The sequence below is a fragment of the Collinsella sp. An268 genome (assembly GCF_002159765.1).
GTDB lineage: Bacteria > Actinomycetota > Coriobacteriia > Coriobacteriales > Coriobacteriaceae > Coprousia.
This window is the reverse complement of the sequence record NZ_NFJH01000001.1, coordinates 378,226-395,978: the sequence shown is the minus strand read 5'-3', so window position 1 is coordinate 395,978 and position 17,753 is coordinate 378,226. Positions and strand designations below refer to the sequence as shown.

General features: G+C 67.3%; 15 protein-coding genes. 10 read left to right on the top strand and 5 right to left on the bottom strand.

Translation table 11 applies throughout. From position 1 onward, the window contains the following. Positions 1-13: 13 nt before the first annotated feature. Positions 14-2,233 (bottom strand): 1,4-alpha-glucan branching protein GlgB, encoded by a 2,220-nt coding sequence (gene glgB, locus B5F70_RS01830; protein WP_087203886.1) that lies wholly within the window; start codon positions 2,231-2,233, stop codon positions 14-16. 370 nt (positions 2,234-2,603) lie between these two features. Here glgB and B5F70_RS01825 point away from each other — a divergent pair, with 370 nt between their 5' ends. After that, on the top strand, positions 2,604-3,305 hold the full coding sequence (locus B5F70_RS01825) for a thiamine diphosphokinase (RefSeq protein ID WP_087203839.1): 702 nt from the start codon (positions 2,604-2,606) through the stop codon (positions 3,303-3,305). 137 nt (positions 3,306-3,442) lie between these two features. On the opposite strand, the gene B5F70_RS01820 is transcribed toward B5F70_RS01825, so the two are convergent. Further along, positions 3,443-3,895, bottom strand: coding sequence for a C-GCAxxG-C-C family protein (locus B5F70_RS01820; protein ID WP_087203838.1), 453 nt, complete (start codon positions 3,893-3,895; stop codon positions 3,443-3,445). 146 nt (positions 3,896-4,041) lie between these two features. Here B5F70_RS01820 and B5F70_RS01815 point away from each other — a divergent pair, with 146 nt between their 5' ends. Beyond that, positions 4,042-5,322: a PLP-dependent transferase gene (locus B5F70_RS01815; protein WP_087203837.1), complete on the top strand. Its 1,281-nt coding sequence runs from the start codon at positions 4,042-4,044 to the stop codon at positions 5,320-5,322. A gap of 110 nt (positions 5,323-5,432) precedes the next feature. Here B5F70_RS01815 and mscL read toward each other — a convergent pair whose 3' ends face one another. From mscL to rpmB, 3 genes are all read right to left on the bottom strand, one after another. Next, positions 5,433-5,900 (bottom strand): large conductance mechanosensitive channel protein MscL, encoded by a 468-nt coding sequence (gene mscL / locus B5F70_RS01810; protein WP_087203836.1) that lies wholly within the window; start codon positions 5,898-5,900, stop codon positions 5,433-5,435. 12 nt (positions 5,901-5,912) lie between these two features. Continuing rightward, positions 5,913-6,896 carry a diacylglycerol kinase family protein gene (locus tag B5F70_RS01805; RefSeq protein WP_087203835.1) on the bottom strand — a complete coding sequence of 328 codons (984 nt, stop codon included), beginning with the start codon at positions 6,894-6,896 and terminating at the stop codon, positions 5,913-5,915. Positions 6,897-7,348: 452 nt separating this feature from the next. Further along, positions 7,349-7,537: a 50S ribosomal protein L28 gene (rpmB, locus tag B5F70_RS01800; RefSeq protein WP_087203834.1), complete on the bottom strand. Its 189-nt coding sequence runs from the start codon at positions 7,535-7,537 to the stop codon at positions 7,349-7,351. Positions 7,538-8,015: 478 nt separating this feature from the next. Here rpmB and B5F70_RS01795 point away from each other — a divergent pair, with 478 nt between their 5' ends. The 8 genes from B5F70_RS01795 to B5F70_RS01760 all read left to right on the top strand — a co-directional run bounded on the left by B5F70_RS01795 (position 8,016) and on the right by B5F70_RS01760 (position 17,751). Beyond that, positions 8,016-9,875 carry an ABC transporter ATP-binding protein gene (locus B5F70_RS01795; protein WP_087203833.1) on the top strand — a complete coding sequence of 620 codons (1,860 nt, stop codon included), beginning with the start codon at positions 8,016-8,018 and terminating at the stop codon, positions 9,873-9,875. Continuing rightward, entirely contained in the window at positions 9,875-11,683 is a 1,809-nt protein-coding gene (locus B5F70_RS01790; RefSeq protein ID WP_087203832.1) for an ABC transporter ATP-binding protein, read from the top strand. Before B5F70_RS01795 ends, B5F70_RS01790 begins: the two co-directional genes overlap by 1 nt. Before the next feature lie 154 nt (positions 11,684-11,837). Beyond that, positions 11,838-12,194, top strand: coding sequence for an Asp23/Gls24 family envelope stress response protein (locus B5F70_RS01785; RefSeq protein ID WP_241145865.1), 357 nt, complete (start codon positions 11,838-11,840; stop codon positions 12,192-12,194). Positions 12,195-12,225: 31 nt separating this feature from the next. After that, the gene (locus B5F70_RS01780) at positions 12,226-13,893 is read left to right on the top strand and encodes a DAK2 domain-containing protein (RefSeq protein WP_087203830.1); all 1,668 of its coding nucleotides are present in this window, start codon (positions 12,226-12,228) and stop codon (positions 13,891-13,893) included. 15 nt (positions 13,894-13,908) lie between these two features. Next, positions 13,909-16,071 carry an ATP-dependent DNA helicase RecG gene (locus B5F70_RS01775; protein WP_087203829.1) on the top strand — a complete coding sequence of 721 codons (2,163 nt, stop codon included), beginning with the start codon at positions 13,909-13,911 and terminating at the stop codon, positions 16,069-16,071. After that, positions 16,068-16,685, top strand: a complete 618-nt coding sequence (gene rsmD / locus B5F70_RS01770; protein ID WP_087203828.1) for a 16S rRNA (guanine(966)-N(2))-methyltransferase RsmD — start codon at positions 16,068-16,070, stop codon at positions 16,683-16,685. Before B5F70_RS01775 ends, rsmD begins: the two co-directional genes overlap by 4 nt. Before the next feature lie 4 nt (positions 16,686-16,689). Beyond that, positions 16,690-17,187 (top strand): pantetheine-phosphate adenylyltransferase, encoded by a 498-nt coding sequence (coaD, locus tag B5F70_RS01765; protein ID WP_087203827.1) that lies wholly within the window; start codon positions 16,690-16,692, stop codon positions 17,185-17,187. Between the two features lie 60 nt (positions 17,188-17,247). After that, a complete protein-coding gene (locus tag B5F70_RS01760) occupies positions 17,248-17,751 on the top strand; it encodes an ATPase (RefSeq protein ID WP_087203826.1) in 504 nt (167 codons plus the stop codon). The last annotated feature ends 2 nt before the right edge of the window (positions 17,752-17,753 follow it).

Here is a 17,753-nt window from a genome sequence, read left to right as displayed (position 1 = left end):
TCGGCATGCAAATTTATGCCGTCGGGGTACTAGATTTGGGCTTCGCGGTCTTTTTTGCGGGCGCTTTGGCACCGGAGGGGGCGGCGGATGCCTTGGCGGCAGGCGCGGCCGGCGCCTTGGTCGCGGGCTTCTTGGGAGCCGGCTTGGCGGCCGTCTTCGCCGCCGGCGTGGCGGCTGCCTCCGGCGTGGCGGCTGCCTCCGGCGTCGCGGCGCCCGTCGCGGACTTCGCCGCCCGCGACGCTGCGGCACCCTTGGCCGAGCGCTTGGCCGGCTTCTTCTTGGGCTTCGGCGGGACGTAGGAGCTCTTGCCGATGCGCTTCAGCACGATGCCCGAGAGGCCGGGGAGCGCGAGCTGGATGGAGTTGTCGCAGCCGTTCCACGGGTAGGGCTGGCTCGAGCAGACGGCGTTGTCGAGCGCTTCGAGCTGGTAGCCGCTGCCGCCGAACTCGGGCTTGTCGGAGTCGAAGATGACCTGCCAGTCGCCCTCGCGCGGCACGCCCATGCGGAACGTCTCGTAGGACGCCGGGTCGAAGTTGATGATGACGACCACGTCGTCTTTCTGCTTCATGCCGTGGCGGGTGAACGAGATGATGGACTGCTGGTTGTTGTCGGCGTCGATCCAGGTGAAGCCGTCCTCGGTATAGGACTTCTCCCAGAACGCGGGCTCGTTCAGGTACAGGTGGTTCAGGGCCTTCACGAATGCGCGGTGGTTGCGGTGCGCGTCGAACTCGTCGGCGAGGAACCACTCGAGCGACTCGTAGTAGCGCCACTCGATAAAGGGCGCGATCTCGTTGCCCATGAAGTTGAGCTGCGCGCCGGGGTGGGTCATCTGATAGAAGGCGAGGGTGCGGAGCCCCGCGAACTGGCGCCACTGGTCGCCGGGCATGCGGCCCATGAGCGAGCACTTGCCGTTCACGACCTCGTCATGGCTGAGCGGCAGCACGAAGTTCTCGTTGAAGGCGTACATGAGCGAGAACGTGAGGAGCCGGTGGGCGCCCGGGCGCCAGGGGAAGTCGGTCTGCATGTAGTGGAGGGTGTCGTTCATCCAGCCCATGTCCCACTTGTAGTGGAAGCCGAGGCCGCCCTCCTCGGGCGGGTAGGTGACAAGCGGCCAGGCGGTGGACTCCTCGGCGATCATCATGACATCGGGGAACTCGCGGCCCACGGCGCAGTTGACCTGGCGGATGAACGCGGAGGCGTCGAGGTCCTCCTCGGTGCCGTACTTGTTGAACTTCTTCTGACCGGGGTCGTCCACGCCGAAGTTGAGGTAGAGCATGCTCGACACGCCGTCCATGCGGATGCCGTCGGCGTGGAACATCTCGATCCAGAACAGGGCGTTGGAGACGAGGAAGCTACGCACCTCGCCGCGGCCGAAGTCGAACTTGTGCGTGCCCCAGTTGGGATGGATCTCGCGCTCGTAGAGCATCTCGCCGTTGAAGGTGGCGAGGCCCTCCTCGTTGGCGCAGAAGCCGCCCGGCACCCAGTCGAGGATGACGCCGATGCCCGCCTTATGGCAGCACTCGACGAAGTGCATGAGCTGCTTGGGCGTGCCGTAGCGGGAGGTGGCGGCATAGTAGCCTGTGGGCTGGTAGCCCCACGAGCCGTCGAAGGGATGCTCCATCACCGGGAGGAGCTCGATGTGGGTGTAGCCCATATCGCGCACGTACTCGACGAGCTCGGTCGAAAGGTCGTCGTAGGTGTAGTACGTGCCGCGCTGCGCGGGGAACGGATCGCCCGGGCCGGGATAGTTGCCGTTCTCGTCCGGCTCGCCCTGGGGCTCGTTGCCGTGGCGGCGCCAGCTGCCCAGGTGCACCTCGTAGATGTTGAGCGGGCGCTCCATGTGGTCGTGGCGCGCGCGGTTGCGCATCCACACCCCGTCTTTCCACTCATAGCCCGTGATGTCCAGAAGGCGCGAGGCGGTGCCGGGGACGTTCTCGGCATAGAACCCATAGGGGTCCGCCTTGTAGAGGAGCTTGCCGTCCTTGGTCTCGATGACGAACTTGTAGAGCTCGCCCTCGGGCAGGCGCGGGACGAAGCCCTGCCACACGCCGCTGCGGGAGAGCTGCGTCAGGGGGTTCGCCGTGGCGTCCCAGTCGTTGAAATCGCCCACGACGTGGACGCTCGCCACGTCCGGGGCCCAAACGGCGAAGTGCCAGCCGGGCTCGCCATCCTGCACATCGGGATGCGCGCCCAGCTTCTCCCAGCTGCGCTGCCAGGTGCCGTTCGCGAACATATAGAGATCGTCTTCGGTGATGATGAGGAGCGGCTTTTGCGCCTTGCGGGTCTTGCCGCTCTGGGCGCGGGCGGTCGTCGCCGATGCGGTCACGGGTGCTTCTGGCTTCTTTTCCACGGGGCACTTCCCCTCGCTTGGGCGATGCACAGGGGCATCGCAGGCTAACAGACGCGGTCGTGCGGCCGGCGCAAGCAGCGTGTCGGGAACGTTATGCAGCGGTTCTCGGCAAAAGCCACACAACTCTCTTGCAGCATACCATTTGGAGCCGTTTGTCCATCCATCAAGTCAGGGGATGGTAGCAACGGGTTGGTGAACGTTTGGTAAGCTGTACGGCAAGCAGTGGGGGACGCACGAGAGGGGGATGGTCCATATGGCGTTAGATGCGGGGCACACCGACCCGCCGACGGTCCTTCTGGTGGGTGGCTCTCCCGAGCCCTCGGCGCCGTCGACGGTGCGGAGGGCGGCGGCGGGGGCCGATGCCGTGGTCGCCATCGACCGAGGGTACGAGCGCGTGCTGGCGGCGGGCGTCGCCTGCGCGCTCTTCTGCGGCGACGGCGACTCGATAGGGGGCGCGGGCGCCGAGGCCGTGCGGTCGGCGGAGCGCGCGGGCTCGCTCGAGGTCGTGCGCTACAACCCGCACAAGGACGACACTGACCTCGGGCTCGCGCTCGGCGAGGTCGCGAGGCGCTGGCCCGCGGCGACCGTGAGGGCGACGTGTCTGGGGGGCGGTCATCCCGACCACCTCCTGGGCGTTGTCGGCAGGCTCGCCGCGTACCGCCCCGCAGGGCAGAGGCCGCCGGCGGCGCCCGCGGTCGAGATCGTGGAGGACGGCTGCGAGGGGCGCGTGCTCCACGCGGGCGAGGCATGGGACATGGTAAACGCGGCCGGGAGGCGCTTCTCGTTCATCCCGCTCGCGCCGAGCGCCGTCGTGTCTGAGGCGGGCATGCGCTGGGAGCTCGACCATCGCCGCGTGCCGCTCCTCGACGACCTCGGCATCTCCAACGTCATCGAGGCCGACCGGGCGCGCATCACCTGCCATGAGGGCGTGCTCGCGTGCTGGCTTTTCGCCTAGGTGCTGATGATTCGGCGGCTGACGACCTGCCGCCGGCCGGCGGGCGGTTGCGGTCGCTGGCGCCGAGCGGTGCTGTTCGGCGCCAGCGCCGCGACTGATTTTGTACCCGTCCCCAAAGGTGGCGCCGGCCTCGGTGTCTAGCGGGCGGCGTCGATGATGCGGCAGCTGAGCGTCACGGCGTCCTCGATGCAGCCGGGACATGAGCGGAGGGCGCCCTGCCCGGTGCCGATGCCCTTGAGCTCACGGCAGACGGTCGTGGTGTTGGCCTCGCGAAAACCCTCGACGAGCTCGCGCACGAGCCGGTACGTCGCTGCCTTGGTGGTGCCGGGCGCCGCGGTGCCCGCGCTTTCGAGCTGGCTCAGCACCATGATGGCGCCGCTCAAGGCCCCGCACGTCTCGGTCGTGGTGCCCATGCCGCTGCCAAAGCCCTCGGAGAGGCGGTAGACGGCGTCCACGTCGGCGCCGACCTCGGGTGCGAGGGCGCACGCGACCGCCTGGGCGCAGTTGTAGCCCTTCTCGGCGCGGAGCGCGACGGCCTGATCGGCAAGGGTTGCGGCGCGGTCGGCGAGCGTGGTTGCGGTGTCGGTCATAGATCCTCCCTTGGTGGTCGCAAACGACCCTAGCATAGCAAGAAGTTACAAAACGGAGCGCGCTCGCACCGCGGGCGCAGACGGGCGCCGGACGCGCTATGCTGTTCTGCGCACAACCGACCGTACCTTCGAGCAGAGGAGCATCCATGGCAGAGCATATCGGAACCACCTGCGTGCAGGGAGGCTACCGTCCTGGCGACGGCGAGCCCCGTCAGGTGCCCATCTACCAGTCCACCACGTGGAAGTACGACACCTCCGAGCACATGGGCCGCCTGTTCGACCTCGAGGAGGCGGGCTATTTCTACACGCGGCTGCAGAACCCCACAAACGATGCCGTCGCCGCCAAGATCGCCGAGCTCGAGGGCGGAGCTGCCGCCATGCTCACGAGCTCGGGCCAGGCTGCGAACTTCTTCGCCGTCTTCAACATCGCGGGTGCGGGAGACCACATCGTCGCGAGCTCCGCTATCTACGGCGGAACGTTCAACCTGCTCGCGCACACGCTCGAGCGCATGGGCGTGGGCTGCACGTTCGTGGCACCTGATTGCACGGAGGCCGAGCTCGAGGCCGCCTTCCGCCCCAACACGAAGGCGGTCTTCGGCGAGACCATCGCCAACCCCGCCCTCGACGTGCTCGATATCGAGCGCTTCGCCACGGCGGCCCATGCGCACGGCGTGCCCCTCATCGTCGACAACACGTTCCCCACGCCCATCATGTGCCGTCCCATCGAGTGGGGTGCCGATATCGTGACGCATTCCACCACCAAGTACATGGACGGCCACGGGGCGGCGGTCGGCGGCGCCATCGTCGACTCGGGCAACTTCGACTGGGAGGCGCACGCCGAGAAGTTCCCGGGGCTCACCCAGCCGGACGAGACGTATCACGGCGTGGTCTACACCGAGAAGTTCGGCCAGGCGGGCGCCTTCATCACCAAGGCGACGTCGCAGCTCATGCGCGACCTCGGCAGCATCCAGAGCCCGATGAACGCCTTTTTGCTCAACATGGGGCTCGAGAGCCTGCACGTCCGCATGCCGCGTCACTGCGCCAACGGCCAGGCGATGGCGGAGTTCCTCCACGACCATCCCAAGGTCCGCTTCGTCAAGTATCCCGGCCTGCCCGACGACCCGTGGTACGCCCTCGCGCAGAAGTACCTGCCCAACGGCTCGTGCGGCGTGGTCTCCTTCGGCTTCACCGGTGGGCGGGCAGCCGCCGAGCAGTTCATGAAGAACCTTCACGTGGCGCAGATCGCCACGCATGTGGCGGACGCCCGCACCTGCGTGCTGCATCCGGCAAACGCCACGCACCGCCAGATGACCGACGAGGAGCTCGCCGCCGCGGGCATCGCGCCGGATATGGTGCGCCTCTCGTGCGGCCTCGAGGACACCGAGGACCTCATCGCCGACGTCGCCCAGGCGCTCGAGACGGTCTAGGTGCTGAAAGACGGCGTATCTCTGAAGCGCGCGGCCTCCCGTGCGCAAGCGCCCCCGGATCATCCGCTCGGTCGGGTGGTCCGGGGGCGCCGCATAGCGGCAGGACAAGCCTAGTCGAGCGGGTTCTCGTACCCTGCGAGCTTGGCCGTGCAGTGCGGGCAGCGGGTGGCGTCGTCTGAGATCTCTTGCCTGCAATAGGGGCAGGTGCGCGGCTCGGGCGTGTTTCCTTCGGCGGCCTGCTTGGCGAGCCCCGCCTTGCGTGCGGCAAGGTCCTTGAGGTCGTTCAGGGTATTTACACCCTTCACGATGGCGAACACGGCGAGCGCGGTGATGAGGAAGCTGATGACGGCGGAGATGAAGCCGCCGAAGTCGATGGTCTGGCCACCGACGATGACCGACAGCCCCTTCACCTCGGCGTTGCCGCCTACGGCGGCGATGAGCGGCTGGATGATGTTCGACACGAGGGCGTTCACGACGCCGGTGAACGCACCGCCGATGATGACGCCGACGGCGAGGTCGACGACGTTGCCGCGGTTGATGAACTCGATGAACTCCTGTGCGAGGCTCTTCTTGGGCATGGGGGCTCTTATCTACGCGGGTTTTGTGGGCGGTTTGAGCACGGTCAGCGCGGCGGGCGCGACCTCGATGACGGCGCGCCGGAACGCGAGCTTCTCCCCGTCGACCTGAGCGGGATAGCCGTCTTCGGGCAGGACGATCTCGGCGCGGCGCGCGCGGGCGAGGTGCACGTGGGGGTTGCCGACGTGGTTGCCGTTTCTCGCCGAGAGGAACACGGGCAGCGCCTGCACGCGCGCGATGGGCCCGGTGGCGTAGCAGATGTCGAGCATCCCGTCGGTGGGGTCGGCATCGGGGGTGATGAGGTAGCCCGAGCCGTAGGTGGGGCCCAGCTGCACGGCGCACAGCAGGGTTGCGAGATCGAGCCAGGGGCCGTCGTCGAGGCGAATCCTGGCGGGGTAGGTGCGGTAGCGCCTGCCGAAGACGTTGAGGCCGCTTACGGTGTAGAGCGGCATCCCCGTGAGGCCGGTGGTGCGGCGAAGCTCGGTCGTATCGAGCGCGATGGCGGCGTCAAGGCCGAATGAGAACGTCTCCAGCGCGTAGGTCACCTCGTCGAGGGCCGCGTCCGCAGTGGGGGAGGAGCTCGTGCGCACGCGACCGATATCGAGGTGCGCGGGCTGCGTCTCGAGGAGCTGGACGAGGTCGGCGTCGCAGCTTACCTCGTGCATGCCGAGGGTGCGGGCGAAATCGTTGCCGGACCCGACGGGGATGACGCCGAGCACGGGGCGCACGTCGTCGTGGAGGCGCATGAGGCCGCAGGCCACCTCGTGGATGACGCCGTCGCCGCCGAGCGCGAGCACCGTGTCGAACTGGGCCGCGTCTGCCGCGAGCTCGGTGGCGTGGCCCGGACGATCGGTGTAGCGGGTGATGAAGGAGCTCGCATCGTGCAGGTAGAGCGTGAGGAACCGCTCGAGGCGCTCGGCGACCTGCCGGGCGGTGCCCGCGCGTGCCGCGGGGTTGGCGATGACGAGCGTCCTGCCGAAGGATGTTAGGGGCTGCATGACGTCTCCAATCGCGGGGTCGATGGGCGCCCGCCTTACACGTCGAACCTATCGTCGGGTGCATTGTAAGGCTTTTTGCCCGGATCACCGGACATTTCTTGTGGCAATGAACCCGGCAATGAACCCCTGAATGTACGGTCTTCAAAACAGCAGGTAGAGAGCCGTACATTTTCCCTCGCAATGTACCCGCTCTCTCGTTTTGGCCCCCGCAGCGCATTTCCGGGTTCATTGCGCCAGAAAACGTACGGAGGGGTCCGGCAAAAAGCCTTGCAATGTACACGGCCGTGCGTCCGGCGATGTGCCCAGCGATGTATGTCGCGGTAAGTTCCGTCGGTGGTCGAACGGGAAGAGTTGCCTGACGTACCGCTTTTTAGCGTCGAAAAAAAGCGCCCTCGCCAAAGGCGGGGGCGCCGAAACTCAAGCATTGCGTGAAAGCCGTGAGGGAGGGTTCCCTAGGAGCGCGCAACCTTGCCGGACTTGAGGCAGGTGGTGCAGACGTTCATCTTACGGCGATGGCCGTTGACGACGACGTAGACACGCTGGATGTTGGGACGGAACGTGCGGTTGGTGACGCGGTGGGAGTGGCTGATAGAGCGACCAGCAACGGGGTGCTTACCGCAGATCTCGCAAACTTTGGACATGTTGAACCCTCCTTGGGCAGCATTCGGCGATGCCGCGTGAACAAACAAATGGGAACTATAGCACAAAACCAGCCCTCTACGTGCAATCTTCATATCACCATCAGCGGAAGCAGCGTGCCGGAGCGGGTAAGGGTTCCGCTACGGCCGTCGATGGCCGGCTTCTGGTTTGCGCGCAAGACAGTATCGCAGGTCAGCGGTGGCTTTGCAAGCTCTATCTCATATTGATTCCCTCAAGGGGAGGCGAACGCGCGCCGAGGTGCTCGACGGTAAAATGTTCGGTACCTCATGGTGTTGGGAATGTATGGAGAAAGCCGCGTGTGAGCCAGGCGGATGCCTAGCAGGGCGCCGCCCGGGGGAGAATAACCCCAACGCTCGGCGCCCCTGCGCGTCGGGCGCGTTTTTATTGTCGCTTGCGTGCGCCGGCAGCATGCCCGCGGCATATGTCCCGTCCACCTGCGTCCAGCCGAAGGGAAAGCCCGTGAAGATATTCAGCTTTCTCAGGCATCACAAGATCAACTTCGTGATCGCCCTTGTGCTCCTCTGCATCCAGGCAAACCTTGAGCTCGCCGTGCCCGGCGTGATGAGCAACATCGTCGACATCGGCATCGCGCGCGGCGGCATCGTGGGCGAGGCGCCCGTCGGCGCCACCGCCTCGGAGCTCGCCCGCATCCAAACCGACTATATCCTGGGTCAGGGTGCGCACATGCTCGTGCTCACGCTGCTCTCGGTCGCGTGCTCCATCTTGGCGGCCTACAACGCGAGCAAGACCTCGGCTGCCATCGGGCGCGAGGTTCGCCATGCGCTCTACGAGCGCGTTCTCAGCTATTCGCCGGCCGAGATGGAGAAGTTTTCCAGCGCATCGCTCATCACCCGTGCGACCAACGACATCCAACAGATCCAGATGATCACCGTCATGTGCCTGCGCATCGTGCTCTTCGCCCCCTGCATGGGGGTCGGGGCGGTCGTGCGCGTGCTCTCCACGCCTACGGGCATGGAATGGATCCTCGTCGTCGCCATTTGCATCATCGCCATCGCCATCGGCATCCTCATGGGGCTCACCATGCCCAAGTTCCGCCGCATGCAGGGGCTGGTGGACCGCAACAACCTCATCGCGCGCGAGATCTTGACGGGCATCATGCCGATCCGCGCCTTCGGCCGCCAGGAGCATGAGCGCGCCCGCTACGACGAGGCGAACCGCGAGCTCACGGGGACCTATATCTTCACCAACCGCGCCATGGCGTTTCTCGGGCCCGTCATGATGATCGTGATGAACGCGACCACGGTCGCCATCGTATGGTTCGGTGGACTCGGCGTCGACGCGGGCACGATCGAGGTCGGTACGCTCATGGCCTACATCAACTACGTGATGCAGGTGATCATGAGCTTCATGATCCTCACCATGATCTCGGTCATGCTCCCGCGCGCCGGGGTGGCCGCCGAGCGCGTGCTCGAGGTTCTCGATACCACGACCTCCATCGCCGAGCCCGCGCCCGAGCACGCGGTGACGCGCGCGGACGGCGCCGGCTGGCGCGGCGAGATCGCTTTCTCCGACGTGACGTTCGCGTACCCCGATGCCGACATGCCCACGCTCGAGCATATCGACTTCTCCGTGGCGCCCGGCCAGACGCTCGGCATCATCGGATCCACGGGCTCGGGCAAGTCGACGCTCGTCCAGCTCATACCGCGCCTGTACGACGTCGCGTCGGGCAGGGTCACGCTTGACGGCGTGGACGTGTGCAACATCCCGCTCACCGAGCTGCGCGCGCAGGTCGGCTATGTGCCGCAGCGACGCTTCCTGTTCTCCGGCACGATCGAGAGCAACATCAAGTACGGCAACGACCGGATGGACGACGAGCGCATGGAGCGCGCCGCGCGCATCGCCCAGGCGACCGACTTCATCGAGGCGAAGCCCGACGGCTACCGGAGCGCCATCGCTCAGGGCGGCTCCAACGTTTCCGGCGGGCAGAACCAGCGGCTCCAGATCGCGCGCGCCCTCGCCATCGATCCCAAGGTGCTCGTGTTCGACGACTCGTTCTCCGCTCTCGATTACAAGACGGACGCCACGCTGCGCGCCGAGCTCGGGCGCAGCTGCCGCGACGCCGCCGTCATCATCGTCGCCCAGCGCATCGCCACCATCATGCACGCCGACGAGATCGTCGTGCTCGACGACGGCCGGATGGTGGGCAAGGGCACCCACGAGGAGCTCTTGCGCACCTGCCCCGCCTACCTCGAGATCGCCCGCTCGCAGCTCTCCGCAGCCGAGCTCGGGCTCGACGATGACGGTCATGCCGATACCCCCGCCACGCCCGTCCTCGACCAGAAGGGAGGTGAGCGCTGATGCCCGGCCCGCGCAGGGGGCCCGCTTCCGAGCGCGCCCAGGATTTCTCCGGCACCATCCGCCGTCTCATCGCCTATATCGCCCATGAGCGTCTGGCGCTCCTCGTGTCCTTGGGATGCGCCATCGCCTCGGTCGTCTTTAACGTGGTGGGGCCGCGCGTTCTCGGCATGGCGACCACCAAGCTCTTCGAGGGCTTCACCGCCAAGCTCGCCGGCGCGGGGTCCATCGACTTCGAGGGCATCGCCTACATCCTCGCGGGGCTCATGTGCCTGTACGTCACGTCCGCCTTCTTCAACCTTCTGCAGGGCTTCCTCATGACGGGGCTCACCCAGCGCGTGTGCTACCGCATGCGCCGTGAGATCGTCGAGAAGATCGACCGCATGCCGCTCGGGTACTTCGAGACCAACAGCGTCGGCGACGTGCTGTCGCGCATCACCAACGACGTCGACACCGTCGGGCAGTCGCTCAACCAGTGCGTCACGCAGGTCGTGACATCGCTCACGCAGCTCATCGGCGTGACGGTCATGATGGTCTCGGTATCGCTCCAGCTCGCGGGCATCACGTTCCTCACCATCCCGGTCTCGCTCGTCCTCGTCGTCATCGTCGTGCGCTCGTCCCAGCGCTACTTCCGCCAGCAGCAGGCGCTGCTCGGCCTCGTCGACGGCATCGTGGAGGAGAGCTTCTCGGGGCAGAGCGTCATCCAGGTCTTCAACCGCGAGGAGCGCGCGGTCGCCGACTTCGATATCGAGAACGACCGCCTCTACCATGCGGGGTGGAAGAGCCAGTTCCTCTCCGGCCTCATGCAGCCCATCATGAACTTCGTGGCGAACCTCGCCTACGTCGCCGTGGTCTCGGTCGGCGCGTTCCTCGCGGTCGCCGGGCAGATCACCGTGGGCGACATCCAGGCGTTCATGCAGTACGTGCGCAACTTCACCCAGCCCATCACGCAGCTCACGCAGGTGTCCAACATGATCCAGATGCTCTCTGCGGCCGCCGAGCGCGTGTTCGAGTTCCTGAACGGCCCCGAGGAGGAGCCGGTGGCGGAGCCGCGCGAGCTCGCGCGCTGCCGGGGCGCGGTCTCGTTTGAGCACGTGCGCTTCGGCTACGTGCCCGAGAAGACCATCATCCACGACTTCACCTGCGAGGTGGAGCCGGGCCAGACCGTGGCGATCGTGGGTCCCACCGGCGCGGGCAAGACCACGCTCATGAAGCTCCTCATGCGGTTCTACGACGTCAATGCGGGCTCCATCACCGTCGACGGCGTCGACATCCGCGCGCTCGACCGCGATGCGCTGCGCGCCAACTTCGGCATGGTGCTGCAGGACACGTGGCTCTTCGAGGGCACCATCAGGGAGAACATCCGCTACGGGCGCGCCGAGGCGACGGACGCCGAGGTCGAGGCCGCGGCGCGGGCGGCGCTTGCGGACCATTTCATCCGCACGCTCCCGGGAGGCTACGACTTCTGCCTGAACGAGGACGCGTCCAACGTGAGCCAGGGGCAAAAGCAGCTCCTCACCATCGCGCGCGCCTTCATCGCCGACCGCCCCATCCTCATCTTGGACGAGGCGACCTCCAACGTGGACACGCGCACCGAGGAGCGCATCCAGCGCGCCATGGACGCCCTCATGCAGGGCCGCACGAGCTTCGTGATCGCCCACCGGCTCTCCACCATCCGCAACGCCGACAAGATCTTGGTGCTGCGCGACGGCGATATCGTGGAGTCCGGTCGCCACGAGGAGCTGCTGTCGCAGGGCGGGTTCTACGCCGAGCTCTACAACAGCCAGTTTGCCGAGGAGCCCGAGGAGTAGGGGCCGAGGGAGTCTGCACGGTTTTGGGGCCGTCCGCGCGTGCGGGCGGCCCCTCATTTTATCCCTGCATTTTTTGCGCTGGTGCACTGCGTCGTAGTAAGATACGGTAGGTCAATCCCACGTATCGATGCCTCAGCATCAGTTAGGAGATCTCGTGTCAGATATCATCACCGGCACACTCAGCGTCTCCAATGACGTCATTGCCGATATCGCGGGTTACGCCGCGCTTTCCTGCTACGGTGTCGTGGGCATGGACGAGCAGCTCCAGGGTGCCGACGCCGTGCGCCTGAGCGCCAACGAGCGCATGCGCAAGGGCGTGCTCGTCAAGAGCGACGAGCAGGGCCTGCGCGTCGATCTGCACGTGGTGCTCGAGAACGGCGTCAACATGAAGTCGGTGTGCGAGAACCTCACCAGTGCCGTCGCCTTCACCCTGCAGGAGATTGCCCAGATCGATCCCGCCCAGCTTACGGTGGGCATCCATATCGAGGCCCTCAAGAACCGGCTGAGCTAACGCTCGGGTTAGAACTACGGAGAAACCGCCCATGATCGCCAAAACCGTTCGCACCTGCTTCCCGATTGCGGCCAAGGCCGTGTCTGACAGCGCAGAGGAAATCAACAAGCTCAATGTCTTTCCCGTGCCGGATGGCGACACGGGCACCAACATGTCGCTTACGCTCGCCTCGGTGGTGAAGGAGCTCTCCTCGCTTCCCGCCGACGCCGATATGGAGGCCATCGCCGGCGCCATAACCCACGGGTCGCTCATGGGTGCCCGCGGCAACTCCGGCGTCATCACCTCGCAGATCCTGCGCGGCGTGGCCGAGGGCCTCGTGGGCGCCACCGACCCGGCGAGCGCCTCCGATGTTGCCGCCGCGCTCCGCCGCGCCGTCAAGGTCGCCTTCAAGGCGGTGCGCAAGCCCGTCGAAGGCACCATCCTGACGGTGCTCCGCGACATCTCCACGCGCGCCGATGCGTGCGAGAAGGCGCGCGACTCGGTGGAGGACACGCTCGACGCCGTCGTGGTCGAGGCCTACCAGTCGGTCGCCCGCACGCCGGACCTGCTCCCCGTGCTGAAGGAGAACGGCGTCGTCGACTCCGGTGCCTTCGGCTTCGCCATCTTCCTCGAGGCGTTCGTCAACGCCGCGCTCGGGCGCGAGGGGCATGCAAACGATGACTTCTCCACCACGTTCGACGCCGGTGCCGAGACCGCCCGCGAGGGCGCGCTCGACCGCGTGAAGATCGAGGCGAACGACGACTGGGAGGGTTCGGAGTACCGGTACTGCAACGAGTTCCTCTTCAAGGCCGACGCCCCGTTTGACGAGGACGAGTGCCTGGCGTTCCTCGCCTCCATGGGTGACTGCGAGCTGCTTGTCGGCGCGTATCCCGACTACAAGATCCACGTGCACTCCAACACGCCGAACCTCGTACTCGAGCACATGCTCAAGCTCGGCCAGATCTACGAGGTCTTCATCCATAACATGGAGATGGAGGCGCACGACCGCACCGCCAAGATCCACGCCGATCAGGAGGCTGCCGCCGAGCCGGCGAAGCCCTTGGGCTACGTCGCCGTCGCCGCCGGTTCCGGCGAGGCGGAGATCCTGAGCTCTCTCGGTGTCGACGTCGTCGTCTCGGGCGGCCAGACGATGAACCCCTCGACGGCCGATTTGCTCGAAGCGGTCAACAAGGTTAACGCCGAGGCCGTCATCATCCTTCCCAACAACGGCAACATCCGCATGGCGGCCGAGGCCGCCGCGAGCGCAGCCGAGGACAAGCGCGTCGCCGTCGTGCCCACCAAGACGGTCCCCCAGGCGTTCTCCGCGCTCTTCGCCGTGCTGCCGGACTCCTCGTTCGAGGACGCCCTCGACGCGATGACCGAGGCCGCCGCCGAGGTCCGCGACGGCGAGATCACCACGGCGGTGCGCGACTCCGCCGCATCCGACGGCACCCCCATCCACGCCGGTGACGTCATGGGTATCATCAACGACTCGATCGATATCGTCGGCTCCGACGTCAAGCAGGTCACGCTCGACTGCATCAACCGCATGCAGGAGGATGAGGAGGGCGACTCGCTCACCATCCTCGCCGGCTCCGATATGGACGACGCCGCCTTCGAGGAGCTGCTTGCCGCCATCGAGGAGGCGCAGCCCGACCTCGAGATCGACGCGCACCGTGGCGAGCAGCCGCTGTATCCCGTTATCTTCTCGATCGAGTAAGGTAGCGTCAGGGGTGTGGCCGCAGGAATCGCTTCCACGTCGCTGAGACTCGCCGCGACGCATCTGCTCGCTGATGACGTCAGCCGGCTCAAATATGTTTCCGGTACCCGTGAGGAGGCCCTCCGTCGGCTCGGCATCGAGCGGGTGGGGGACCTCCTCCTGCATGTGCCGCGCCGCTATCTCGACTTCACGCATGCCCTGACCATCGAGGCTGCGCCGCTCGGCGAGGTGGCGACCATCGTCGCCGTGGTAGACCGCGTAACGCTCAAGCGGCCGCGCCCGCGGCTCACGGTTGTGGAGGTCTCGCTCGTCGACGAGACGGGTGTGCTCGAGGCGGCATTCTTCAAGCAGCCGTGGCTCGCGCAGCAGCTCGCCCCCGGAGACCGGCTCGCGCTCATCGGCAAGGTCGAGTTCTCCTACGGGTTCAAACGCATGACCGCACCGCACTTCGAGAAGCTCGACGGAGACGCGCTCGCGGGGTCGATGGTTCCGGTGCACCCCGTGGGCGAGGGGATCTCCGTCGCGTGGATGCGGCGCATCGTCGCCGGTGCCCTTGAGAGGACGCTGGTGACCTGCGACCCCGTGCCCGCCGGGCTCAGGGCGCGCCGGGGACTCATGAGCGAGGGACGGGCCCTTCGCGCCATCCACTTTCCCAACGACGCCGCCGAGCGCGGGGCGGCGCGCTCGCGGCTCGCCTACGACGAGCTTCTGTTCCTGCAGCTCGCGCTCAGACTCCGCAACCGCGACGGGCTTCTCGGCGTGACCCCCGTCGCGCACACCCCCGCTTCGCACGTCGCCCGCCTGCGCGCGGCGCTGCCGTTTGCGCTCTCGGACGAGCAGGAGCGGGCCTGCGAGGAGATACTCGCCGATATGGCCGACGGCTCCCGCGTCATGAACCGGCTCTTGCTCGGCGACGTCGGCACCGGCAAGACCGCCGTCGCCTGCGTCGCCCTGGCCGCTGCCGCCGACACGGGGACGCAGACGGCCGTCATGGCCCCCACAGGCGTGCTCGCACAGCAGTACGCGCAGAAATGCGGGCCGCTTCTCGACGCGGCCGGCATCTCGTGGACGCTCATAACCGGCTCCACCCCCGCCCCCGAGCGCGCCGCCGGAACCAGGGGGCTCCGCGAGGGGACGGTGAGCGTTGCCTTCGGTACCCAGGCGCTCCTCTCCGACGACGTCGCGTTCCGGCGCCTCACACTCGTCGTGATCGACGAGCAGCACCGCTTTGGCGTGGGGCAGCGCGGGGCGCTCCGCACCAAGGGGCCGGGGGCCGATCTTCTCGTCATGACGGCGACCCCCATCCCGCGCACCCTCGCCCTCTCCGTCTACGGCGATCTTGACGCGAGCATCATCCGCCGCCGCCCCGTGCCCGGGGCCGGCGTCTCCACCAAGGTGCTCACGGACGCGAACCGCGACATCGCCTACACCGCGATCCGGGAGGCGCTCCGGGCGGGCGAGCGCGCTTACGTCGTCTGCCCCCTGGTCGACCGTTCCGACAAGGGCGACACCCTCGACGATGCGACGGGCTGGGGCTCAGGGGAGGGGGAGGGCTCCCGCGCGCCGCTCCACGATGTGGCGACCGAGGCGGCAGAGATCGCCCGCGTCTTTCCCGAGGCGCAGGTGGCCTCGCTCACCGGGCCCATGCCCGCCGCCGAGAAGGATGCCGCGCTCGCGGCGTTCCGCACGGGTGCGGTGCAGATCCTCGTCTCGACGACGGTGATCGAGGTGGGCGTCGACGTGCCGGAGGCCACCGTCATGGTGATCGAGAACGGCGAGCGCTTCGGCCTCGCCACCCTCCATCAGCTGCGCGGCCGCGTGGGACGCGGGAAGCTCCCGGGCCGGTGCTTTGTTATCATGCAGGGGGCCGCGGGCTCCCGCTCGCGTGCCGAGGAGCGCCTGCGCGCCCTCGAGAGGACCGAGGACGGCTTTGCGCTGGCCGAGCTCGACCTCCGGCTTCGCCACGAGGGCGAGATCCTCGGCTTCAGGCAGAGCGGCGGGGTTACGCTCAGGTTTGTGGACCTCGAGGCCGACGTCGAGCTCATCGAGGCGGCGCACGGCGACGCCGAGGACCTGCTCGCGCGATCGCCGGCGCTCGAAGATCCAAAGGACGCGGCGCTGCGCGCCGAGGTCGTGGCGCGTTACGGAGACGTGTTGAGAGAGGTGAGCGGCGGATGAGGGTCGTTGGTGGCAGATGGCGGGGCAGGAGGCTCCTCGAGCCCGCGGGGTCGGACGTGACGCGTCCCACCACCGATCGCGTGCGCGAGGCGATGGCCTCCATGATCGATGCGGCCCTGCCCGAGGGCATCGCCGGCGCGCGCGTGCTCGATGCCTTCGGCGGCTCGGGCGCGCTGGCGATCGAGATGCTCTCGCGCGGCGCCGCCTTCGCCCTCATCTACGACGCCGACCGGGGCGCCGCTCAGCTCATCCGCAAGAACCTCGCGCAGATGGGCGCCACCCCGTCGGAGGCGCGCGTCGTGTGCGGCGACGTGCTCGCCCAGGCTTCGCGCGGCCGCGTTTTCGGCGGCCCCTTCGATCTGGTGCTCCTCGACCCGCCCTACGCGATGGGCGCCGCTCCCGTCGAGGAGCTCCTGGGGCATCTGCGGGAGCGGGGCGCCCTCGCGCCCGGGGCGCTCGCCGTGCACGAGCACGCGGCGCGCGATTGCGGCGCCCGGCCGGAGGGCTTCGAGGTCCTGCGAGAGAAGCGCTATGGCATCTGCGGGGTGGACCTGCTGAGATTCGGGGGCGGGGACAACGGTCAGGGGACGGCGCCGGTCGCCGGTGAGGAGTGAGGGTATGGATTCCAGCATCACGCATGTGCTCGTGCCGGGCACGTTCGATCCCATTACGTACGGGCACCTCGATGTCGTGCGCCGCGCGCGGCGGCTCTGCCCCCGGGTGACGGTTGCGGTCGCGGCGTCGCTCGGCAAGAACGGCGTCGGCACCACCTTCTCGCTCGATGAGCGCGTCGCCCTCGCGCGCGAGGCGCTCGAGGGGCTCGACGGGGTGGAGGTCCTGCCGTTCACGGGGCTCCTCGTCGACTTCGCGCGCGAGGTGGGCGCCGGCGCGGTGGTCAAGGGGCTCAGGGCTATGACGGACTTCGAGTACGAGCTGCAGCAGGCCGACCTCAACTATCGGCTCGACGCGTCGCTCGAGAGCATCTTCGTCATGAGCAGCCCCGAGTTCGGCTACCTCTCATCCTCGGCGGTGCGCCAGATCGCCTCGTGCGGCGGCGACGTGGAGCTCTTCGTGCCGGCTTGTGTCGCTCAGGCGCTCAAAGAGCGCTTTAAATAGCCACCTCGACCATATGTGGTAGTATCAGAGCTTGATACGTACCCAATGAAAGGAGACGGGATGCCGGGCGAACCCCTTCCTGGCGAGCGCATCGAGAGCCTTGTCGACGAGCTCGAGGGCATCATCGAGGACGCTAAGCCCCCGTTTGGCAAGAACGCGCAGTTCAAGGTTATCGAGACCGAGGTGTTCTTCAACATCTTGGACGAGATCCGCATGAGCTATCCGGAGGAGTGGCAGAAGTCTCGGCGCATCCTGCGCGAGCGCGACGAGCTGCTCTCCTCGGCGACCGCTCAGGCTGACTCCATCGTGGCCGACGCGCAGCAGCAGGCGCTCACCATCGCCGGCGAGCAGGAGATCGTGCGCCTGGCCCAGCAGCAGGCCGAGGACATCCGCGCCCGCGCCGACCAGTACGAGCGCGATACGCGCTATGCGGCGGAGGATTACGCGGAGCAGGTGTTCACGCACCTTGAGGAGAACCTCAAGAGCCTTACCGGCACCGTCGCGCGCTGCCGTCAGCAGCTGACCGAGAGCGCGAGCGCCCCCGGTCTCACGAACGGGTACTGATC

Excerpts from the sequence above, each read along its gene's own strand:
- glgB (WP_087203886.1), bottom strand. The coding sequence starts at position 2,233 with ATGTTCGCGAACGGCACCTGGCAGCGCAGCTGGGAGAAGCTGGGCGCG.
- B5F70_RS01825 (WP_087203839.1), top strand. The coding sequence starts at position 2,604 with ATGGCGTTAGATGCGGGGCACACCGACCCGCCGACGGTCCTTCTGGTG.
- B5F70_RS01820 (WP_087203838.1), bottom strand. The coding sequence starts at position 3,895 with ATGACCGACACCGCAACCACGCTCGCCGACCGCGCCGCAACCCTTGCC.
- B5F70_RS01815 (WP_087203837.1), top strand. The coding sequence starts at position 4,042 with ATGGCAGAGCATATCGGAACCACCTGCGTGCAGGGAGGCTACCGTCCT.
- mscL (WP_087203836.1), bottom strand. The coding sequence starts at position 5,900 with ATGCCCAAGAAGAGCCTCGCACAGGAGTTCATCGAGTTCATCAACCGC.
- B5F70_RS01805 (WP_087203835.1), bottom strand. The coding sequence starts at position 6,896 with ATGCAGCCCCTAACATCCTTCGGCAGGACGCTCGTCATCGCCAACCCC.
- rpmB (WP_087203834.1), bottom strand. The coding sequence starts at position 7,537 with ATGTCCAAAGTTTGCGAGATCTGCGGTAAGCACCCCGTTGCTGGTCGC.
- B5F70_RS01790 (WP_087203832.1), top strand. The coding sequence starts at position 9,875 with ATGCCCGGCCCGCGCAGGGGGCCCGCTTCCGAGCGCGCCCAGGATTTC.
- B5F70_RS01780 (WP_087203830.1), top strand. The coding sequence starts at position 12,226 with ATGATCGCCAAAACCGTTCGCACCTGCTTCCCGATTGCGGCCAAGGCC.
- rsmD (WP_087203828.1), top strand. The coding sequence starts at position 16,068 with ATGAGGGTCGTTGGTGGCAGATGGCGGGGCAGGAGGCTCCTCGAGCCC.
- coaD (WP_087203827.1), top strand. The coding sequence starts at position 16,690 with ATGGATTCCAGCATCACGCATGTGCTCGTGCCGGGCACGTTCGATCCC.
- B5F70_RS01760 (WP_087203826.1), top strand. The coding sequence starts at position 17,248 with ATGCCGGGCGAACCCCTTCCTGGCGAGCGCATCGAGAGCCTTGTCGAC.